At 61.7% G+C, this 17,058-nt stretch carries 17 protein-coding genes; 2 read left to right on the forward strand and 15 right to left on the reverse strand.

From position 1 onward, the window contains the following. Window positions 1–44: 44 nt before the first annotated feature. The 12 genes from OP496_RS00215 to OP496_RS00270 form a co-directional block, all read right to left on the reverse strand. Complete coding sequence (locus OP496_RS00215; RefSeq protein WP_280561301.1) at window positions 45–374, reverse strand: PilZ domain-containing protein; 330 nt, start codon at window positions 372–374, stop codon at window positions 45–47. 71 nt (window positions 375–445) lie between these two features. Continuing rightward, window positions 446–1,423 (reverse strand): DNA polymerase III subunit delta', encoded by a 978-nt coding sequence (locus OP496_RS00220; protein WP_280561303.1) that lies wholly within the window; start codon window positions 1,421–1,423, stop codon window positions 446–448. Beyond that, window positions 1,414–2,052 (reverse strand): dTMP kinase, encoded by a 639-nt coding sequence (gene tmk / locus OP496_RS00225; RefSeq protein WP_280561304.1) that lies wholly within the window; start codon window positions 2,050–2,052, stop codon window positions 1,414–1,416. Before tmk ends, OP496_RS00220 begins: the two co-directional genes overlap by 10 nt. Before the next feature lie 18 nt (window positions 2,053–2,070). Then, on the reverse strand, window positions 2,071–3,072 hold the full coding sequence (gene mltG / locus OP496_RS00230; RefSeq protein ID WP_280561873.1) for an endolytic transglycosylase MltG: 1,002 nt from the start codon (window positions 3,070–3,072) through the stop codon (window positions 2,071–2,073). Between the two features lie 14 nt (window positions 3,073–3,086). Next, complete coding sequence (pabC, locus tag OP496_RS00235; protein WP_280561305.1) at window positions 3,087–3,902, reverse strand: aminodeoxychorismate lyase; 816 nt, start codon at window positions 3,900–3,902, stop codon at window positions 3,087–3,089. Between the two features lie 5 nt (window positions 3,903–3,907). Continuing rightward, the gene (fabF, locus tag OP496_RS00240) at window positions 3,908–5,140 is read right to left on the reverse strand and encodes a beta-ketoacyl-ACP synthase II (protein ID WP_280561306.1); all 1,233 of its coding nucleotides are present in this window, start codon (window positions 5,138–5,140) and stop codon (window positions 3,908–3,910) included. A gap of 173 nt (window positions 5,141–5,313) precedes the next feature. Continuing rightward, entirely contained in the window at window positions 5,314–5,547 is a 234-nt protein-coding gene (gene acpP / locus OP496_RS00245) for an acyl carrier protein (protein ID WP_011506901.1), read from the reverse strand. 99 nt (window positions 5,548–5,646) lie between these two features. Then, on the reverse strand, window positions 5,647–6,390 hold the full coding sequence (gene fabG, locus OP496_RS00250) for a 3-oxoacyl-ACP reductase FabG (RefSeq protein WP_280561307.1): 744 nt from the start codon (window positions 6,388–6,390) through the stop codon (window positions 5,647–5,649). Window positions 6,391–6,410: 20 nt separating this feature from the next. Beyond that, window positions 6,411–7,367, reverse strand: coding sequence for an ACP S-malonyltransferase (gene fabD, locus OP496_RS00255; protein ID WP_280561308.1), 957 nt, complete (start codon window positions 7,365–7,367; stop codon window positions 6,411–6,413). A 5-nt stretch (window positions 7,368–7,372) separates the two neighbouring features. After that, the gene (gene plsX / locus OP496_RS00260; protein WP_280561874.1) at window positions 7,373–8,506 is read right to left on the reverse strand and encodes a phosphate acyltransferase PlsX; all 1,134 of its coding nucleotides are present in this window, start codon (window positions 8,504–8,506) and stop codon (window positions 7,373–7,375) included. A 24-nt stretch (window positions 8,507–8,530) separates the two neighbouring features. Further along, window positions 8,531–8,701, reverse strand: coding sequence for a 50S ribosomal protein L32 (gene rpmF / locus OP496_RS00265; protein ID WP_040243667.1), 171 nt, complete (start codon window positions 8,699–8,701; stop codon window positions 8,531–8,533). A gap of 29 nt (window positions 8,702–8,730) precedes the next feature. Further along, window positions 8,731–9,258 (reverse strand): YceD family protein, encoded by a 528-nt coding sequence (locus OP496_RS00270; protein WP_280561309.1) that lies wholly within the window; start codon window positions 9,256–9,258, stop codon window positions 8,731–8,733. Window positions 9,259–9,380: 122 nt separating this feature from the next. Here OP496_RS00270 and OP496_RS00275 point away from each other — a divergent pair, with 122 nt between their 5' ends. Beyond that, window positions 9,381–9,962, forward strand: a complete 582-nt coding sequence (locus OP496_RS00275; RefSeq protein WP_280561310.1) for a nucleoside triphosphate pyrophosphatase — start codon at window positions 9,381–9,383, stop codon at window positions 9,960–9,962. Between the two features lie 16 nt (window positions 9,963–9,978). Here OP496_RS00275 and sppA read toward each other — a convergent pair whose 3' ends face one another. From sppA to OP496_RS00290, 3 genes are read right to left on the reverse strand one after another with little or no spacing between them, the layout of a single operon-like run. Beyond that, window positions 9,979–11,058 (reverse strand): signal peptide peptidase SppA, encoded by a 1,080-nt coding sequence (gene sppA / locus OP496_RS00280; protein WP_280561311.1) that lies wholly within the window; start codon window positions 11,056–11,058, stop codon window positions 9,979–9,981. Then, on the reverse strand, window positions 11,055–11,765 hold the full coding sequence (locus OP496_RS00285; protein ID WP_280561313.1) for an HAD-IA family hydrolase: 711 nt from the start codon (window positions 11,763–11,765) through the stop codon (window positions 11,055–11,057). Before OP496_RS00285 ends, sppA begins: the two co-directional genes overlap by 4 nt. 57 nt (window positions 11,766–11,822) lie before the next feature. Beyond that, window positions 11,823–12,770, reverse strand: coding sequence for an RluA family pseudouridine synthase (locus OP496_RS00290; RefSeq protein WP_280561314.1), 948 nt, complete (start codon window positions 12,768–12,770; stop codon window positions 11,823–11,825). Between the two features lie 727 nt (window positions 12,771–13,497). Between OP496_RS00290 and rne the strand changes: the two genes are divergently transcribed. Continuing rightward, window positions 13,498–17,028, forward strand: a complete 3,531-nt coding sequence (rne, locus tag OP496_RS00295; RefSeq protein WP_280561315.1) for a ribonuclease E — start codon at window positions 13,498–13,500, stop codon at window positions 17,026–17,028. Window positions 17,029–17,058 lie beyond the last annotated feature (30 nt).

The following is a 17,058-nucleotide window of genomic DNA, read 5'->3' on the forward strand; positions in this document are numbered from 1 at the left end:
ATAAGGCACTGTCTGAAAAGTGCCTGCGCTCGATCAGACGAGACCTAAAGGGTATAGCTAGGGCGTGTGGCGGTGACACCTACAAGCTGGGTGTCGATCAGTTCTCTCACACGCTGATCGGCGTCGCTGAAATGCACACCGATTCCCGGGACTCGACGCCCGCCGACACCCGGCGGCGACAGCCAGGCGACCGTACCCGAAACCGGTAGGCGCTCAGCGTCATCCGGCAAGGTGATCAGCAGATACACTGCATCGCCGAGCGCATAACGCTCCTGCGTGGGAACGAAGACACCACCCCGTTCCAGCCAAGGCATATGAGCTGCCTGCAGGGTCTGCGTATCGTGGAACGTCAGGGATAAGGCTTTTTGCGCCACGCCGGGTACTCCTCGGTCAGGGTGCACGACTCGCTTCATGCACAATATTCATGCCCGCCGGCGCGGCACTTTCATGAGCGCAACAGCGACGCCCAACGTACCAGCCAGGCTTCCAGCACCAACTGTGCATTGGGGTTGCCCCCGGCGGCGATCAAACGGCGCTGTTCACGCGCGTAGTCAAGCAGGCGGAACCAATCGCGAACCCGGGCATTCTTGGCTGCCTGGCGATACAACGGCAGCAGATCCGGATTGCGCACGTACTGTGCTTCGCCGGAGACACCCAATCGAATCAGGTCTTCGAGCCAGACGATACCGTACCACAGCACGCGGTCCAACGACTGGGGATCGAGACGCGCCGCCTCGGCGACCGGCTCCGCGCCGCGCACCAGGGCATCGAAGAGCTCGCGCAGCTCCTGGCGCAAGCCGCGCCCCTCGGCCAGCTCGACGGCAAACTGGGGCAAGCCACCGGCCACGCGCAACCAGAAACGCGCCTGTTCGGGATCCTCGAAACGTTCGTTCAGCCATTCAAGGGCGCTGTGTGGCTCGGGCACGCCCAGGCTCCAATGCTGGCAGCGCGAACGAATGGTCGGCAACATGCGCGAAGGAATATCCGCCAGGAGCACGAACAGCGTCTTCGCGCCTGGCTCTTCGAGACTCTTGAGGAGCGCGTTGGAGGCAGCCACGTTCATGGCCTCCGCGGGATGCAGACGAATCACGCGATAACCGCCTTGTTGTGCGGTCTGCGACACGAAAGCGTTGACCTGCCGAATCGGATCGATGCGTATCTGGCGGCGCTTTTCGGCCGGGGTAATATCGAGCAGGTCAGGATGGTACCCCGACGCCAGCATGTGACAGGCATGGCACTCACCACAGGCGGTGTCGCCCGGCGCATGACACAGCGTGCGGGCTACCAGTGCATCGGCGAGATCGTGCTTGCCGACCCCATGCGCACCCGAAATCAATAGTGCATGCGCCAGACGGCCCGCGTCCTGTTGGCGAGTCAGATGTTGCCACAAGTCACGCTGCCAAGGCAGAGGCGTCACGACCATAACGCGCTTCTCGCTGCCAGGTGATCAGCGATCGACGCCTGTACCGCATCCAGCTCTCGGTCGGCATCGATCACGGCGAACCGTGCCGGCGCCTGGGCGGCGCGGGAAAGGTAGCTCTCACGCACGGCGGTGAAGAAGTGCTTCCGTTCGCGCTCGAAGCGGTCGCGTGAGGTGCCACGACGTTCGACACGATGCTGGGCAGCCTCGACCGGCATATCCAGTAAAAGCGTCAGGTCGGGTTGCAGATCGTCTTGCACCAAAGCTTCAAGTGTCGCAATACGCGTCTCATCCAGCCCACGTCCGCCCCCCTGATAGGCGAAGGTCGCATCGGTAAAACGGTCGCAGACCACCCACACGCCCCGTGCCAAGGCGGGACGGATCTTGGCCGCCAGGTGCTGGGCGCGAGCCGCGAACATCAGCAGCAATTCGGCCGTCTCGTCGAGCGGCTCCTGCGGGGCGGGGTCGAGCAGCAGTGCACGAATCGCTTCGGCTCGTGGGGTGCCACCCGGCTCACGCGTGCGCAGCACTTCGATACCGCGTGCGCTCAACCAGTCGCACACGAAATCCACGTTGGTGGACTTCCCCACCCCTTCGCCCCCCTCGAGGGTGATGAAACGTCCTGGCGTCATGGCAATGGTCTACCCCGCTCAGCGGTTGAGAATGTAACGACGTACCGCGGCATTGTGCTCGGCCAGCGTACTGGAAAAGTGATGCGACCCATCGCCTTGAGAGACGAAATACAAGGCATCCCCCGGGGCCGGATCCACGGCGGCCTGTAACGATCCCGCACCCGGCATCGCAATCGGTGTCGGTGGAAGCCCGTCGATCACGTAGGTGTTATAGGGCGTCTCGCGACGCAGGTCGGCTCGCGTGATATTGCCATCGTAGTCGTCTCCCATGCCATATATCACTGTGGGATCTGTCTGCAGCCGCATGCCGCTTTCGAGGCGTCGCGTGAAGACGCCGGCAATCTGACGTCGCTCTTCCGGGACCCCCGTCTCGCGTTCGATCAACGAAGCCAAGATGAGCGCATCGTAAGCGCTATCGATAGGCAGGTCGGCATGCCGCTGCGCCCAGACATCCTCCAGAGTAACCGCCATACGATCGTAAGCGCGACGTAATACCTCAAGGTCCGTCATCCCCTTTTGATAGCGATACGTATCGGGGAAAAAACGCCCCTCGGGATGTTCATCCTCGTGCCCCAGGGCCGTCATGACCTCTTCATCGCTCATGTCTCGAGTACGATGCTCGAGCTTGGCCGCGGCATCCAGTTCGCGACGCATCTGCGCGAACGTCCACCCTTCGGGAATGGTAAACCGATAGGACACGACGTTATCGCTGGAAAGTCGCGCCACCATGTCGTTGCCGCTCATTGTGGGGTCGAGCTCGAACTCGCCGGAACGCAGTCCGTTGACCTTGTCGGGCGAGAGCTTTGCCAGGACGCGATACGGCCAGGCGGTGTCGATGATGCCACGCTCTTCGAGCTCGCCTATGACACGCAAGAATCCTGCACCGCGCGGCACTTCGTAAATCGTCGTCTGTTCCAAGGCCAGCGGAGCCGCCAGGCGAGATTGCCAATACTGATAGGCCCCCAACACCAACACACCAGCCAATATCGCAATCCCTATGAAAACCTTCACCACTCGCATGTCGATACCTTGTCTCACGCCTCATCGAAGGCGTCATGGGGATAGCCCAGCAATGGGTGGGCATGCTGTTGCAGATGCCGATGCGTCGTGTTTATCGCCCACCGCTTCAGGCAAGTACCGTCGGTATCGTCCAGTTGCCTCAGAGGCCACACGCCCTGAACCGAGTTGACGACCCAGGCCGCGTCGGTCTCCATCAATGTCTCGACCCCCGTTTCGCGCGTGTGGATCGGCAAACGCTCGCGCAACGCCGCCAGCAGCGTACCTTCCACGCCACATGCCGTCAGATCGGGGGTCTCGAGAATGCCGTGCCGCCGCCACACCAAGTTCATGCTGGTCGCCTCGACGAGACGATCGTGATGATCGCACAACACGCCCTCGGCAACGTCGGGATCGCACCACTCACGGCGCGCCATGACATTCTCGAGACGGTTGAGGTGTTTGATGCCTGCCAATAAAGGCTGGTGCCCCAAGCGCAGCCGGCACAGGCGAACGCGCACGCCATCGCGCCAATGCGCAGACTGTGGCGTGAATGGCATATACCGCCAACGCAGACGCGGCACGGGCGATTCGGGAGATACATACCCACGCCCACCGCTGCCACGGGTCACGAGTAGCTTGAGCACGAACAAGCCATCCCCTGCATGCCCCGGCAAGCTCGCCAGGGTCTGCGCATCCGGCAATGGAATTTCCAGCCGCTCGGCACCGCGTGCCAGTCGCCGTAGATGCGCGTTCCATAATAAAGGCTGGCCATCACGTACGAGGACGGTCTCGAAGAGACCGTCCCCATAAGCGACGCCGCGATCATCGAACGGCACTGCCTCGTCGGCCATGGCGCCTAAACGCGGCCGAAGATCAGTGAGCCATTGGTGCCGCCGAAGCCGAAGGAATTCGACAGGCTATATCTCACCGACCTCTCGCGCGACTCGTTGGGCACGTAATCTAGCGTGCACCCCTCGTCAGGCTCTTCGAGGTTGATGGTTGGCGGCACAACGCTGTCGCGGATGGCGAGCACGCTGAATATCGCTTCGACAGCGCCGGCGGCTCCCAGCAGGTGACCGATCATCGACTTGGTGGAACTGACCGTCACGGACTTGGCCGCCTCGCCCATGATGCGCTCCACAGCATGGCTCTCGGCGACATCGCCCGCCTGGGTCGAAGTCCCGTGCGCGTTGATGTAATCCAGTTGACCGGCATCGATAGCGGCGTCCTTGACGGCATTGCGCATGGCCATTTCCGCCCCCTGACCGTTGGGCGCAGTCATGTGGTAGGCGTCATCGCTCATGCCAAAGCCCAGAAGCTCGGCATAGATAGGCGCGCCACGCTGCTTGGCATGCTCGTACTCCTCGAGCACCAGCACTCCGGCGCCATCGGAGAGCACGAAGCCATCTCGTTCGCGGTCCCAGGGACGGCTTGCAGCAGCAGGGTCGTCATTGCGCGTAGACAGCGCGCGCGCCGACGAGAAACCACCCAGGCCCAGGGGCGTGGTGGCCATTTCGGCTCCCCCGCAGACCATGGCATCCGCATCGCCATAGGCGATGGTACGCGCCGCGTAGCCGATGTTGTGCGTACCCGTGGTACACGCCGTGGTAATGGCGATGTTGGGCCCACGAAAACCATGCTGGATCGCCAGGTTGCCGGAGATCATATTGATGATCGACCCAGGTACGAAAAACGGCGAGATCTTGCGTGGGCCACCGCGATTCAAGGCATTGTGGTTATGCTCGATCATCGGCAGCCCCCCGATGCCCGAGCCGATCGCCACACCGATGCGATCTGCATTGTCCTCGTCGCTCTCCAGTCCGGCATCGGCAATGGCCTGTCCCGCCGCCGCGATTCCGTACTGAATGAACAGATCCATCTTGCGCGCCTCCTTGGGATTCAGGTAAGGACTGATGTCGAAGTCCTTCACCGAACCGCCAAAACGCGTATTGAATCCCGTGGTATCGAAGTGGTCGATCGGTGCGATGCCGCTCTTGCCTGCCAGGAGATTGTCCCAGCTTTCCTTGACATTATTACCGACCGGGGTTACCAGTCCCAGTCCGGTTACCACGACCCTTTTACGAGGCATCAGCTCTCCTCCAGACTTGCGAGTTGGCACGGCAGTGCCGTGTTTGGCGCGCATTATACCCGAAACACCGACGGGATGGAGACCGCACGCATGCACAAACGACGAAGGCCGCCCTGATGACAGAGCGGCCTTCGCGAGTCGATGTCGAACCGGGCAACCCGGTACCGCTCTACTTACTGGTGAGCGACGACGTAGTCGATCGCTTCCTGAACGGTCGTGATCTTCTCGGCTTCTTCGTCGGGAATCTCGGTGTCGAATTCTTCTTCGAGCGCCATCACCAGCTCGACAGTGTCCAGCGAGTCGGCGCCGAGATCCTCGGTGAAGGAAGACGTGTTCTGGATGTCTTCTTCCTTGACGTTCAGGCGCTCAGCCACAACCTTCTTCACGCGCTCTTCGATGGTGCTCATTCTCTTGTTACTCCTAGTGGTACGAATCCGCTAGCTCTGGAAAAGCTGCGGCTAGTTTATAGACCGCTCCCAGACGACGCAACAGCGCCCTGGAGAGCGTCAACGCATATTCATGCCGCCGTTGACCTGCAGCGTCTCACCGGTAATGTAGCCGGCATTGTCGCTGGTGAGAAAGCCCACGGCAGCGGCAATTTCCTCGGGGGCACCCAGACGCGAGAGCGGAATCTGTCCCAGCAACGCTTCGTGCTGGGCCTCGGGTAGCGCCTGCGTCATGTCGGTGGCGATGAATCCCGGCGCGACACTATTGACGGTAATGCCACGCGAAGCGACTTCACGCGCCAGGGAGCGAGAAAACCCTTCCATTCCGGCCTTGGCCGCCGCATAGTTGGTCTGCCCCAGGTTGCCCATGCTGGCGACGACCGAGCTGATACTGACGATACGCCCGAAGCGTGCCTTGGTCATGCCGCGTACGCACGCCTTGGTGACGCGATAAAGCGACTTGAGATTGGTGTCGAGCACCGCGTCCCACTCGTCTTCTTTCATGCGCATCAGCAGATTGTCGCGCGTAATACCCGCATTGTTGACCAGTATGGTCGGCACACCGAACTCGTCGCCAATCGCCTTGATCAGGCTCTCGACGCTGGCCTGGTCGGTAACGTCGAGCATACGACCAGCACCCTCGACATCGTGCGCCTTTAGATCGGCATCGATCTCGTCGGCGCCGGCTTGGCTGGTTGAAGTGCCGATCACCACACGTCCTTGACGGCCCAGCTCACGGGCGATCGCTTGTCCAATGCCGCGACTGGCACCGGTGACCAGGGCTATCCTGCGTTCGCTTGTCATCTGGTTTCCCGCATTCATCACTAAGACTGCTCCCCTTCGCTACGCGCCAATTCCAGCGCGCTCTCGAGCGATTCGGGGTCGTTGACGGCAAGCCCCTTGGCTTGGCGTTGTATTCGCTTATTGAGTCCGGTCAGGGCTTTACCCGGCCCGCATTCGACAAAGACCCGGGCGCCGCGCTCGTACATGGCGTTGACGCAATCCGTCCAACGTACCGGGCGATAAAGCTGCTCGACGAGGCGCTGACTGAGCGTTTGAACGTCCTCATGCGCGAGCGCATCGACATTCTGAACCACAGTGTAACGTGGCGTTCTGAGATCGAGTCGATCGATCTCCGCTGCGAGGCGCTCGGCGGCCGGCTGCATCAAGTTGCAATGCGAAGGCACCGACACCGGCAGCGGCAAGGCTCGCTTGGCACCGGCTTCCTGGCACAAGCCAATGGCCCGCTCGACGGCGGCTTTGTTACCCGCTATCACGACTTGCCCCGGAGCATTATAATTGACCGCCGCGACCACTTCACCTTGCGCCGCTTCACGACACGCCGTCTCGACCGTCGCGTCATCGAGACCCAGCACCGCCGCCATCGCACCCTGGCCTTCCGGTACTGCCGCCTGCATCGCCTCACCGCGCAGACGCACCAGACGCACGCCTTCCGCGAAGCTGATGACACCGGCACATACCATGGCGCTGTATTCACCCAGGCTATGGCCCGCCATCACCAGAGGGCGCGGGCCCTCAAGCTCTTGCCAGACGCGCCAGATCGCAACGCTAGAGGTCAGCAGTGCTGGTTGCGTACAGGCGGTAGCGTTCAAGGCGCTCTCGGGGCCTTCTTGCACGACTTTCCAGAGGTCGTAACCTAATGCACCGGACGCTTCGTCGAACGTGGTCCGCACGACGCTGTAACGCTCGGCCAGCTCCCTCAGCATGCCGATCTGCTGGGAGCCCTGCCCCGGAAAGACGAGGGCGAGGGATTGTGTCATGACAGTCACCTTTGAGGATGGGGGGCGTCGGGTTGAGCATCGCTCGCCAACCCACTATCCGCTCGACCGCTATCGGGGTCGACCGAGAGGATAGAAGGCTCAGGACGCACCGCATCGCCCAACTCCCGTACCAGATGCGAAGGTAAGTCCATGTCGACCTCGCGCACTGCACGTGAAATGGCATAGGCAAAGCCTTTGGCGTCGACCCCGCCGTGACTCTTGACGACAATACCCGACAGCCCCAGCAGACTAGCGCCATTATAGCGTACCGGGTCGAGCCGTCGCTTGAGACGTAGTAACGCAGGCCTTGCCATGGCACGCACCACACGCGTGGCAAAATGCGCCTCGAACGTCTCCTGAAGACGCGATAGCAACATCGTCGCCAAGCCCTCGCTGGCTTTTAAAACCGCATTGCCCACGAAACCGTCGCACACCACGACATCCGCCGCCCCCGAGAAGATGCCATCACCTTCGAGGTAGCCGATATACTCGAAGCCATCGCCATCTTGCTGGTACGCCATCCCTTGGCGCAGATTTTCATCTGCCTCACGTACGCTGGGCACGCCTTTATTGGCTTCGACACCGATATTCAACAGCGCCACACGCGGTATCGCCACATCATCGATCACTCGCGCCATGATCGCGCCCATGCGCGCAAAATCGACCAGATTACGAGCCTGGACACCGACATTGGCTCCCAGGTCGAGCAGATAACACCGCCCGCCACCCTGAGTAGGCACCGCCGTGCTGATGGCAGGCCGGGCAATGCCCTTGACCGTGCCCAGCTCACGCCTCGCCAACGCCATCAACGCCCCGGTATTACCCGCGCTGACACAGGCATGTGCCTGGCCATCGCGAACGCTCGCGATGGCACCGAGCATGCTGGACCCATCGGCCTCACGCACGGCGTTCGCTACCCGCATGGCCTGTGAGATCACACGCGGCGCGTGCTGCAGGACGAGACGGGAGCGATAGCCGGAAAGGCGTTTAGGAAGGGACTCTAGCTCGGCTTCCAAGGCGTCGCGAGGGCCGTGCATGTGAATCTCGAGATTCGAGTGCATGGCGAGCGCCTGGAGAGCGCCGATAACGGTGGCGCGGGGACCCAGGTCCCCGCCCATCGCATCGATAGCGATTCGCACGGTCACGTGCGCGTCTTCGACGTCTTAAACGTCGAAGACCTTGCGGCCACGGTAGAAACCATCGGACGCCACGTGGTGACGACGATGCGTGGTGCCGGTCTCCTTGTCCTGAGACAGAGTCGGGGCGCTCAACGCATCGTGGCTACGACGCATGCCACGCTTGGAACGGCTCTTGCGTACTTTTTGAACTGCCATGGGTTACACTCCAGAGTGTCGACGATGATTCAAAGTTTGCCTTTCAAGTTGCGCAGCACTTCGAAAGGGCTTGTAGAACGCTGCTCCGACACCTCGGCATCAGCGCCGCTTTCCAACTGATCGCGCGAAACGGCGCAATCCGCTTCGTCATGATAAATCACCTGCGGCAGACTCAGGATGAGCTCATCCTCGACCACCAGCAGAAGATTCAGCTGCTCGTTTTCCACCAATACCGGCTCATAGTCGCTCGGCAAGTCACTCGCCAGACTATCATCGGTGACCAGTCCCAGCAGGAAGTGACTCTCCAGCGTCACCGGCATGGGCTCCAGGCAACGTCTGCAAGGCATCTGCACCTGCGCCAGGAGCTGGCCGTCCATGAGGCGCCGCCCTTGCGTATCGATATCGAAACTCAGGCGTACCTCGCAGTCGCCCTGCTGCGCGCCGATCTCTTCGCCAAGGCGCGACATCGCATCGAGTGCCGCCAGGCCTTCGAGACGTTCACGATTGACAGCGAGCTTATAAGGCTCGACCTGCTTGGGAAGTCGTGTGGTCAACATAGGCGCGCAATAATAGGGACTCACCCCGACGCTGTCAAAATAAGCGCACTGTACAGAACCAACGGAGCGCGGCAGACTGCGTATTGACGCGCCACCCCGCCATCGTCTTTCAAGGAGACGCCATGACTCGCCTCGTCCTCGCTTCCGGCTCCCGTTGGCGCCGCCAGCTTCTCGACCGGCTCGAACTGCCTTATGCGTGGGCCGCGCCGGAGATCGACGAAACGCCACGTGCTCGTGAATCGCCCCAGGCCCTGGTGCATCGCCTCGCCCTGGGCAAGGCCACGGCGCTCGCCGACGACTACCTCGAGCACTTGATCATCGGCTCGGATCAGGCCTGCATGTTCGACGGCGAGATACTCGGCAAACCCGGCGACATGGCCACCGCACGCGCCAACTTGCACCGTTTTTCGGGCCGACACGTTCGTTTTCTAACCGGCATCGCGCTAATCGATACCGCCCACGCGCGCCACTGGGTCGATCACGAGCGTTACGACGTGGTATTTCGCGAACTCAGCGACACTCAGATCGAGCGTTACGTCGAGAAGGAGCGCCCACTGGATAGCGCCGGCAGTTTTCGCATGGAAGGGCTGGGTATCACACTCTTCGAGCGCCTCGAGGGACGCGACCCGAACACCCTGATCGGCCTGCCGCTGATACGTCTGTGTGAAATGTTGCGCGAGGCCGGCCTCGACCCGCTGGGCTGATACCGGCCTGGTGTCATTATTGCACCTGATAACGCACGGGCGACGCATTGCTGGAGACCCCGGCCCACTCGGCCGCGACACGCCCCAGTTGGCGTGATAAGCGGCTCAAGGGATCGAGCGCCGGCGTATAATCATGCAGTTGCACATCATCGAAACGCTCCCGTGACAATCCATCGAGGCTCTCCAAGCCGTCGATCAACCCCAGGTCGAGCGCTTGCTCCCCGGTCCAGACCAGGCCGGAAAAGAGCCTTGGGTCGTCGGCCAGGCGTTCGCCGCGTGCGCCCTTGACATCCTCGATGAATTGACGATGGGTGGTATCCAGCACGTCCTGCCAGAAATCCCGCTGCTCATCGCGCATCGGAGAGAAGGGGTCGAGAAACGCCTTGTTGTCGCCGGAGGTAAAAACTCGACGTTCGATACCCAGCTTGTCGATGGCCTCCTGCATCCCAAAGCCGGAATAAATGACACCGATGGAGCCCACCAGGCTCGCCGGGGCGGCATAGATATCGTCCGCTGCCGACGCCATGTAATAGGCACCGCTCGCCCCGATATCCTCGATCACCGCCACGACCGGCTTGTCGCCCTTTTCCGTCAAACGGCGTACTTCATCATAGACACGCTGTGACTGCACCGGGCTACCGCCAGGGCTATTGATATGCAGCACTACTGCCCGCGACGACGGTGCCTGCCACGCGGCACGCAGCCCCTCGATGATGCGCTCGGCACTGGCCTCACCATCGGCATCGATGACACCGTCGACCTCGACGACACCCAGATGGGGCGCACCGACACTACCGGTCATGTCGCGACCGGCGAAGAATAGCGCGTACGCCGTCATCGCCAGCGACGACGCAATCAACAGCACAACCACTAGACGAAAGAACAGTTTCCAGCGCCGCGAACGCCGCTGCTCGACGAGCACGCCATCGATCCAGCGATCGAGCATGCGCTGCTCACGCAGACGCCGAAGCTCGCGCAAGCGCTCGGGATCGCTTGTCGACTCCTCGAAGGACTCGTCGGCCTGATTGCGTTCGCGCGGCGCACGCCCGACCTCGGCGCCCTGCGTCCAAGCGTCCTCGCGTTTATCATCACTCATGAGATTTCACTCCGACTCACCGTGCCCATTCCTGTATCACGTATGTCATCGTGGTGATCTACATACAACCAATCCATCAACGCCGAGAACGTATCGACCATCAGCACCGGCTCGCTACGCGCCAGGCGCTCACGGGCATGAACGCCATAGGTCACCGCCACGCGATCCATGCCCAGTGCCCGCGCCATCTCCATGTCGTACTCGGTATCGCCGACCATCAACGCCTCTTCCGGCGACAAGCGCATCTCGGCCAGCAATTCTTCCAGCATGCGAGGGTGCGGCTTGGACAGCGTTTCATCGGCCGTACGACTCGCGTGGAACCATTCACCACTGCCTGTGCTCGTAAAGATACGCTCCAGACCACGGCGACTCTTGCCGGTCGCCACGGCCAGTCGCAGGCTCGACTCGCTGCGCAGGTGTTTCATGCCGGATGCTACCCCCTCGAAGAAGTGCATCGGCTCACGCTCGGCGGCAACGAAATGTGCCGCGTAACGCTCGCGCAAACGCTCACGCTGCTCCGCAGTCATACCCGGGTACAGTTTGGCGATGGCTTCCGGCAGCCCCAGCCCGATAATGTCACGTACCGCCGCATCCGACAGCGGCGTCCAGCCGATATCCTGCGCGGCTGCCTGCATGCAGGCGACGATACGCGCCGCAGAATCCATCAAGGTGCCATCCCAGTCGAAGATCACTAAACGATAGCGCAACCCACTTTCCTCTCATCGGCGTTATTCGAGGCCGCACCCTCGCGACTCATGAACCAATCAATTGGCACGGCGCGCTCTCGCCAATACCGCTTCGAGCGTTTCCCCCAGCGGCGCCTTGACGTGCACCGGGCGACCGCTCGACGGCTCGGGAAAGGTCAAGGCATGGGAATGCAGGAACAAACGATCGAGCTTCAACTCACGCGCCAAGCGTGCGCCCTCGCGAGTACCGTACTTGTCATCCCCCAACAATGCATGCCCGGCATGACCGGCATGCACGCGAATCTGGTGCGTGCGTCCGGTCACCGGCTCGGCCTCGATCAGCGTGACACGCGAGAATGCTTCGCGCACGGCGAAACGCGTGCGCGACACCTTGCCTTGCTTATCGACACGCACACGACGCTCGCCGTTGCCCGCATTGAAGCGATCGAGTCGGGCGCTGACGAACTCGCGCCGCGCCGGCCAGCGCCCCTGAACCAGGGCCAGATACTGCTTATCCATCTGATGTGCCTTGAGCGCCTGATTCAAGGTCACCAACGCCTCGCGCGACTTGGCCAACAACAGACAACCGGAGGTATCACGATCCAGGCGATGCACCAGCTCCAGGAAATCGAGATCGTCACGGACCTGGCGCAACGCCTCGATCAGCCCGATCTTCACGCCACTACCGCCATGCACGGCGAGTCCGGCCGGCTTGTTGAGCACCAACCAGTCGGGGCCCTCGACCAACACGCTGCCCGCCAGCAAGTTGCGTAGTCCGTCACTGACGTCGCGCACGGCTTCTTCAGGTGCCAGACGTAGCGGCGGTATGCGGACCATGTCGCCCAGCACCAGGCGGTAGTCCGCCTTGACCCGCTTCTTGTTGACGCGAATCTCGCCCTTGCGCACGATACGATAGATCAAGGACTTGGGCGCTCCCTTAAGCCGCGTACGCAAGAAATTGTCGATACGTTGCCCGACCTGTCCTTCGCTTATTTCTACCCACTGTACGTCGCGGCCCTCGGCCATGCGCACCCTCTCCTTTACGAATCGCCACCGAATTGTCGCCTACTTGACGCCAACCAACATTCTACCGCAGCGAGACCTGCTTGACTCCAATTGCTGCGTTATCGCTTTACTGTTATATTCGAGACTCGTTCGAATGGGTATCAAGCGCCCGTCAATTGCGCCTGCTCTACAGACACGCAGGCCCGAACGAAGAACATGACATCCCCGCTGGCGACGACATCATTGCCGCACTTGGGGAAACGAACGTCTGGAACGCCATGCCCGCCAGGGGCGCACGATATTGTCGGCGCCACCACACGGGGTGACATAAACACCGTGCCGGGGCCGGCGTCGCCGAATCGACTTATTGCTAGCTGTCTGGCGGATGACCGCAGGGCCGGACGGGCACACTCCCGCCGGGACATGTCCTGCCTCCGCCGAGTACTCAACATGCTCTTACAGTGTTCAGGGATGTATACGACAGGATCGATACGAACGGGATAACGAAGTTGAACACCCCTCGAAGCGCTGGCGGGCCCCTCGTCCACCGCATTCGGCGGCCATCATCACGCGCATCGTCCCCGGCGGGCGATGACGACCGTTGGTATGCCTGTCTTGTCGCCCACGGCCTCCGGGTCGCTAAGACATCGTCACGACATGCACTGAGCACAAGCATGCAAGCAAACGATTCGACGCGCCGTTGCCACGCCTTGTCGTTAGACCGGCACGCTTAGTCAGTGAGACTTGCATGAAACGAATGCTCATCAATGCGACACAGCCCGAAGAGCTGCGCGTCGCGCTCGTCGATGGACAACGCCTGTACGATCTCGACATCGAATCCGGTGCCCGGGAACAGAAAAAGGCCAACATCTACCGTGGCCGCATCACGCGTATCGAGCCCAGCCTCGAAGCCGCCTTCGTCGATTTCGGTGCCGAACGCCACGGTTTTCTCCCGCTCAAGGAAATTTCGCGGGAGTACTTCACCAAAGAACCTTCCGGGCGCCCCAACATCAAGGAAGTCCTCAAGGAAAACCAGGAAGTCATCGTCCAGGTCGACAAGGAAGAACGCGGTAACAAAGGCGCCGCGCTGACCACCTTCATCAGCCTGGCCGGGCGCTTCCTCGTGCTGATGCCCAATAATCCCCGTGCCGGTGGTATCTCGCGTCGCATCGAGGGCGAAGACCGCGCGCAGCTCAAGGACGCCATGGGCCAGCTCACCGTTCCCGACAAGATGGGCGTCATCGTGCGTACCGCCGGGATCGGGCGTTCCCCCGAAGAGCTCCAGTGGGACATGGATTACCTGGTGCAAGTCTGGGAAGCGATTACCGAAGAAGCCGGCAAGCGTAGTGCCCCCTTCCTCATCTATCGCGAGTCCAACGTCATCATTCGCGCCATGCGCGATTACCTGCGCCATGATATCGGCGAGGTCCTGATCGACAGCCCCGAGGTGCACGAGGAAGCCCTGCATTTCATCCGCCAGGTCATGCCCTCCTACCAGAACAAGATCAAGCTCTACGCCGACGACGTTCCGCTTTTCTCGCGCTTCCAGATCGAGTCGCAGATCGAGACCGCCTATCAGCGTGAAGTCAAACTGCCCTCCGGCGGCGCCGTGGTCATCGACCACACCGAAGCCCTGGTATCCATCGACATCAACTCGGCACGCGCCACACGCGGCAGCGATATCGAGGAAACGGCGCTTCAGACCAATCTCGAAGCCGCCGACGAGATCGCACGGCAATTGCGGCTCCGCGACATCGGCGGCCTGGTGGTCATCGACTTCATCGACATGACGCCAGCCAAGAACCAGCGCGAAGTGGAAAATCGTGTCCGCGATGCGCTCAAGCTCGACCGTGCCCGCGTGCAGATCGGGCGCATCTCGCGTTTCGGCCTGATGGAAATGTCGCGCCAGCGCCTGCGGCCCTCGCTCGGCGAAACCAGCGGCGTGGTCTGCCCGCGTTGCAACGGTCAAGGCACCATCCGCGATATACGCTCCATCTCGCTGTCCATCATGCGCCTCATCGAAGAAGAAGCCATGAAGGAGCGCAGCTCGCAGATTCGCGCGGTGCTTCCAGTACCGGTAGCAACCTATCTGCTCAACGAAAAGCGCAGTGTGCTCAACGACATCGAGCAACGGCAAGCCGTCCAGGTCGTTCTCTTGCCCAACCCCGACATGGATACGCCGCACTACGACATGCAGCGTCTGCGCGACGATCAAGTCAATGAAGAAGACGGCCAGCGTTCGAGCTTCGAATTGGCCACCGAAACCGAGGATACCCACGAGCCCGATCCAGTTTTCGACAAGCCGGCGCAGCGCGCCGAAGCTGCTGTCAAGAGCGTCGCGCACAATACCCCGGCACCTACTTCGCTGCAGACCGACGCCGAGCCCCAAGGCAAATCGAGTACTGCAAGCGCCACCACGACGCCTGCGACAGCGCCCGAAAGTGGGCTTTTCTCACGCATGGTGAAAGGCCTCGGCAAGCTGCTCAATGGCGATGATAGCGCCGCCCCGTCACAGGGCACTGAGTCCGGTGCCGAGTCGCCAAAACGCGCGGCCAGCAAGTCGTCCACGGCGGATTCCTCGCAACAGCGCAACCGTAATGGCAACAGCCAAGCGGGACGTTCAGGCGACAAGAAGACCGCCGACAAGCAGCAGCGTCAGACGTCACGTGACAATCAAACGTCACGCAACAATCAAACGTCACGCGACAATGATGAGACGCGCCGCGATACAGCCTCCAGCAGTGGCAACAATAACCGCAAAGGCAATAATAACCGCCAGCGCCGTAATGGCGAGGAATCACAAGAGCGCCAGGCATCGCGTAACGAAGGCCGTCGCGAAGAGAACAACAACTCGCAGTCCAACCGCAACTCAAAGCCTTCGCGTGGTTCCGGCAAGTCGAACAATGGCGAACGTAGTGAAAAAGCCAGTAACGGCGACAACTCGAAGCAGAACACGCGTAACGACGGGCGCAATGAAACCCGTAACACCGGTAAATCCAACAAGCCCCGCACGGAAAACAAAGACACCAAAGACACCAAAGCCAACAAGCCCAAGTCGGAGTCCACATCACAAGCAACACCCGATGACAAGACCTCAGCCTCTTCTGCACAAGGCCAAACGCCGAAGGCAGACAGCAAGCCGAAGCGCACGCGCAATAACCCGCGCCAGCGCAGTCGCAAGCATGCCGTGAACCCGCAATCCGTCGCCGAGCAGGAAAAACTGCAAGCTCAGCAGCAGGAAGCGGCAAGTGAACCGGCACAAGACGTTAAGGGCGAAGCTTCCAGCGCTGCGGTCTCGCCCGCCACGTCGACAGAAGACAAAGCGAGTGCCAAACCGAGCGAAGCAGCATCGTCTGCCATGACCGAAGCGACGCCCGAGGCCGCGACACAGACCGACGAGCTTCAGCCTGCGGCCACGGCCGAGCACGACTCGGCGGACACGCCCCGCGCGGACGCCACGAAGCCGTCATCCCCGGCCGAGGCACCGGCGACCGGTCGTGTTACCGATGCCTCGAAAGACGATGCGGCACAAGTCGACACCACGGAGCCGAAAGCGGACAACGCCGAGCGCCCCGCCGCCCAGGCGACATCGGAAGAAGCACCCGCTGAGGGCTCTTCACAAGCGCACGCTGAGGGCTCTTCACAAACACCCGCTGAAGACTCTTCACAAACGCCCGCTGATGGCTCTCCGGCACAGGCGCCGACGCACACCGCGCCCGAAGATGCAGACGACATCGCCGAAGCCCCCAAGGCGGAAAGCGGCCCAGCGTCTCAGGCCGAGAAGCAGGCTCCCGAGGCCAGCGACGCGCCGGTCGCGAGTGAGACATCTGCGCCGTCTACGCCCACCGAGCCCCGAGCGGCGCAGGCAAGCGATGACAAGACGGAAAACGATGACGTGACGCCGTCCTCCCAAGCTGAGGGCGAGAACGTCACCGCCACCGATACGACCGCTGCGACAACGTCCAAGGACAGCGCCGAAGCACAGGTCAGTTCGGCTTCGACTGCGACGCCCACAACGGCGTCCAAGGACGAAACGCCGGCCTCGATCGACGCCCCGACCAGCACCGAGGAAACGTCTGCGACGCCGGCCGAGTCTCCGGCACCGACAGCCACACCTCGTGCCGAGGAGGCATCCGCTCCGGCAGCCACTACCACGGTAGCGTCGCAAGCGCCCCAGGAAACGACCGCGCCGCGTCAGCGCCGTCGCGCCCACAACGACCCGCGCGAACAGCGTCATCGTCTCCAGGAAAATCTCTTCCGCGGCGACGACAACGCCTAAGTTCCCAAGGCGGCCGGCTCGGCCGCCTGC

Origin of the sequence: Chromohalobacter sp. 48-RD10 (genome assembly GCF_029889785.1) — a bacterium.
GTDB lineage: Bacteria > Pseudomonadota > Gammaproteobacteria > Pseudomonadales > Halomonadaceae > Chromohalobacter.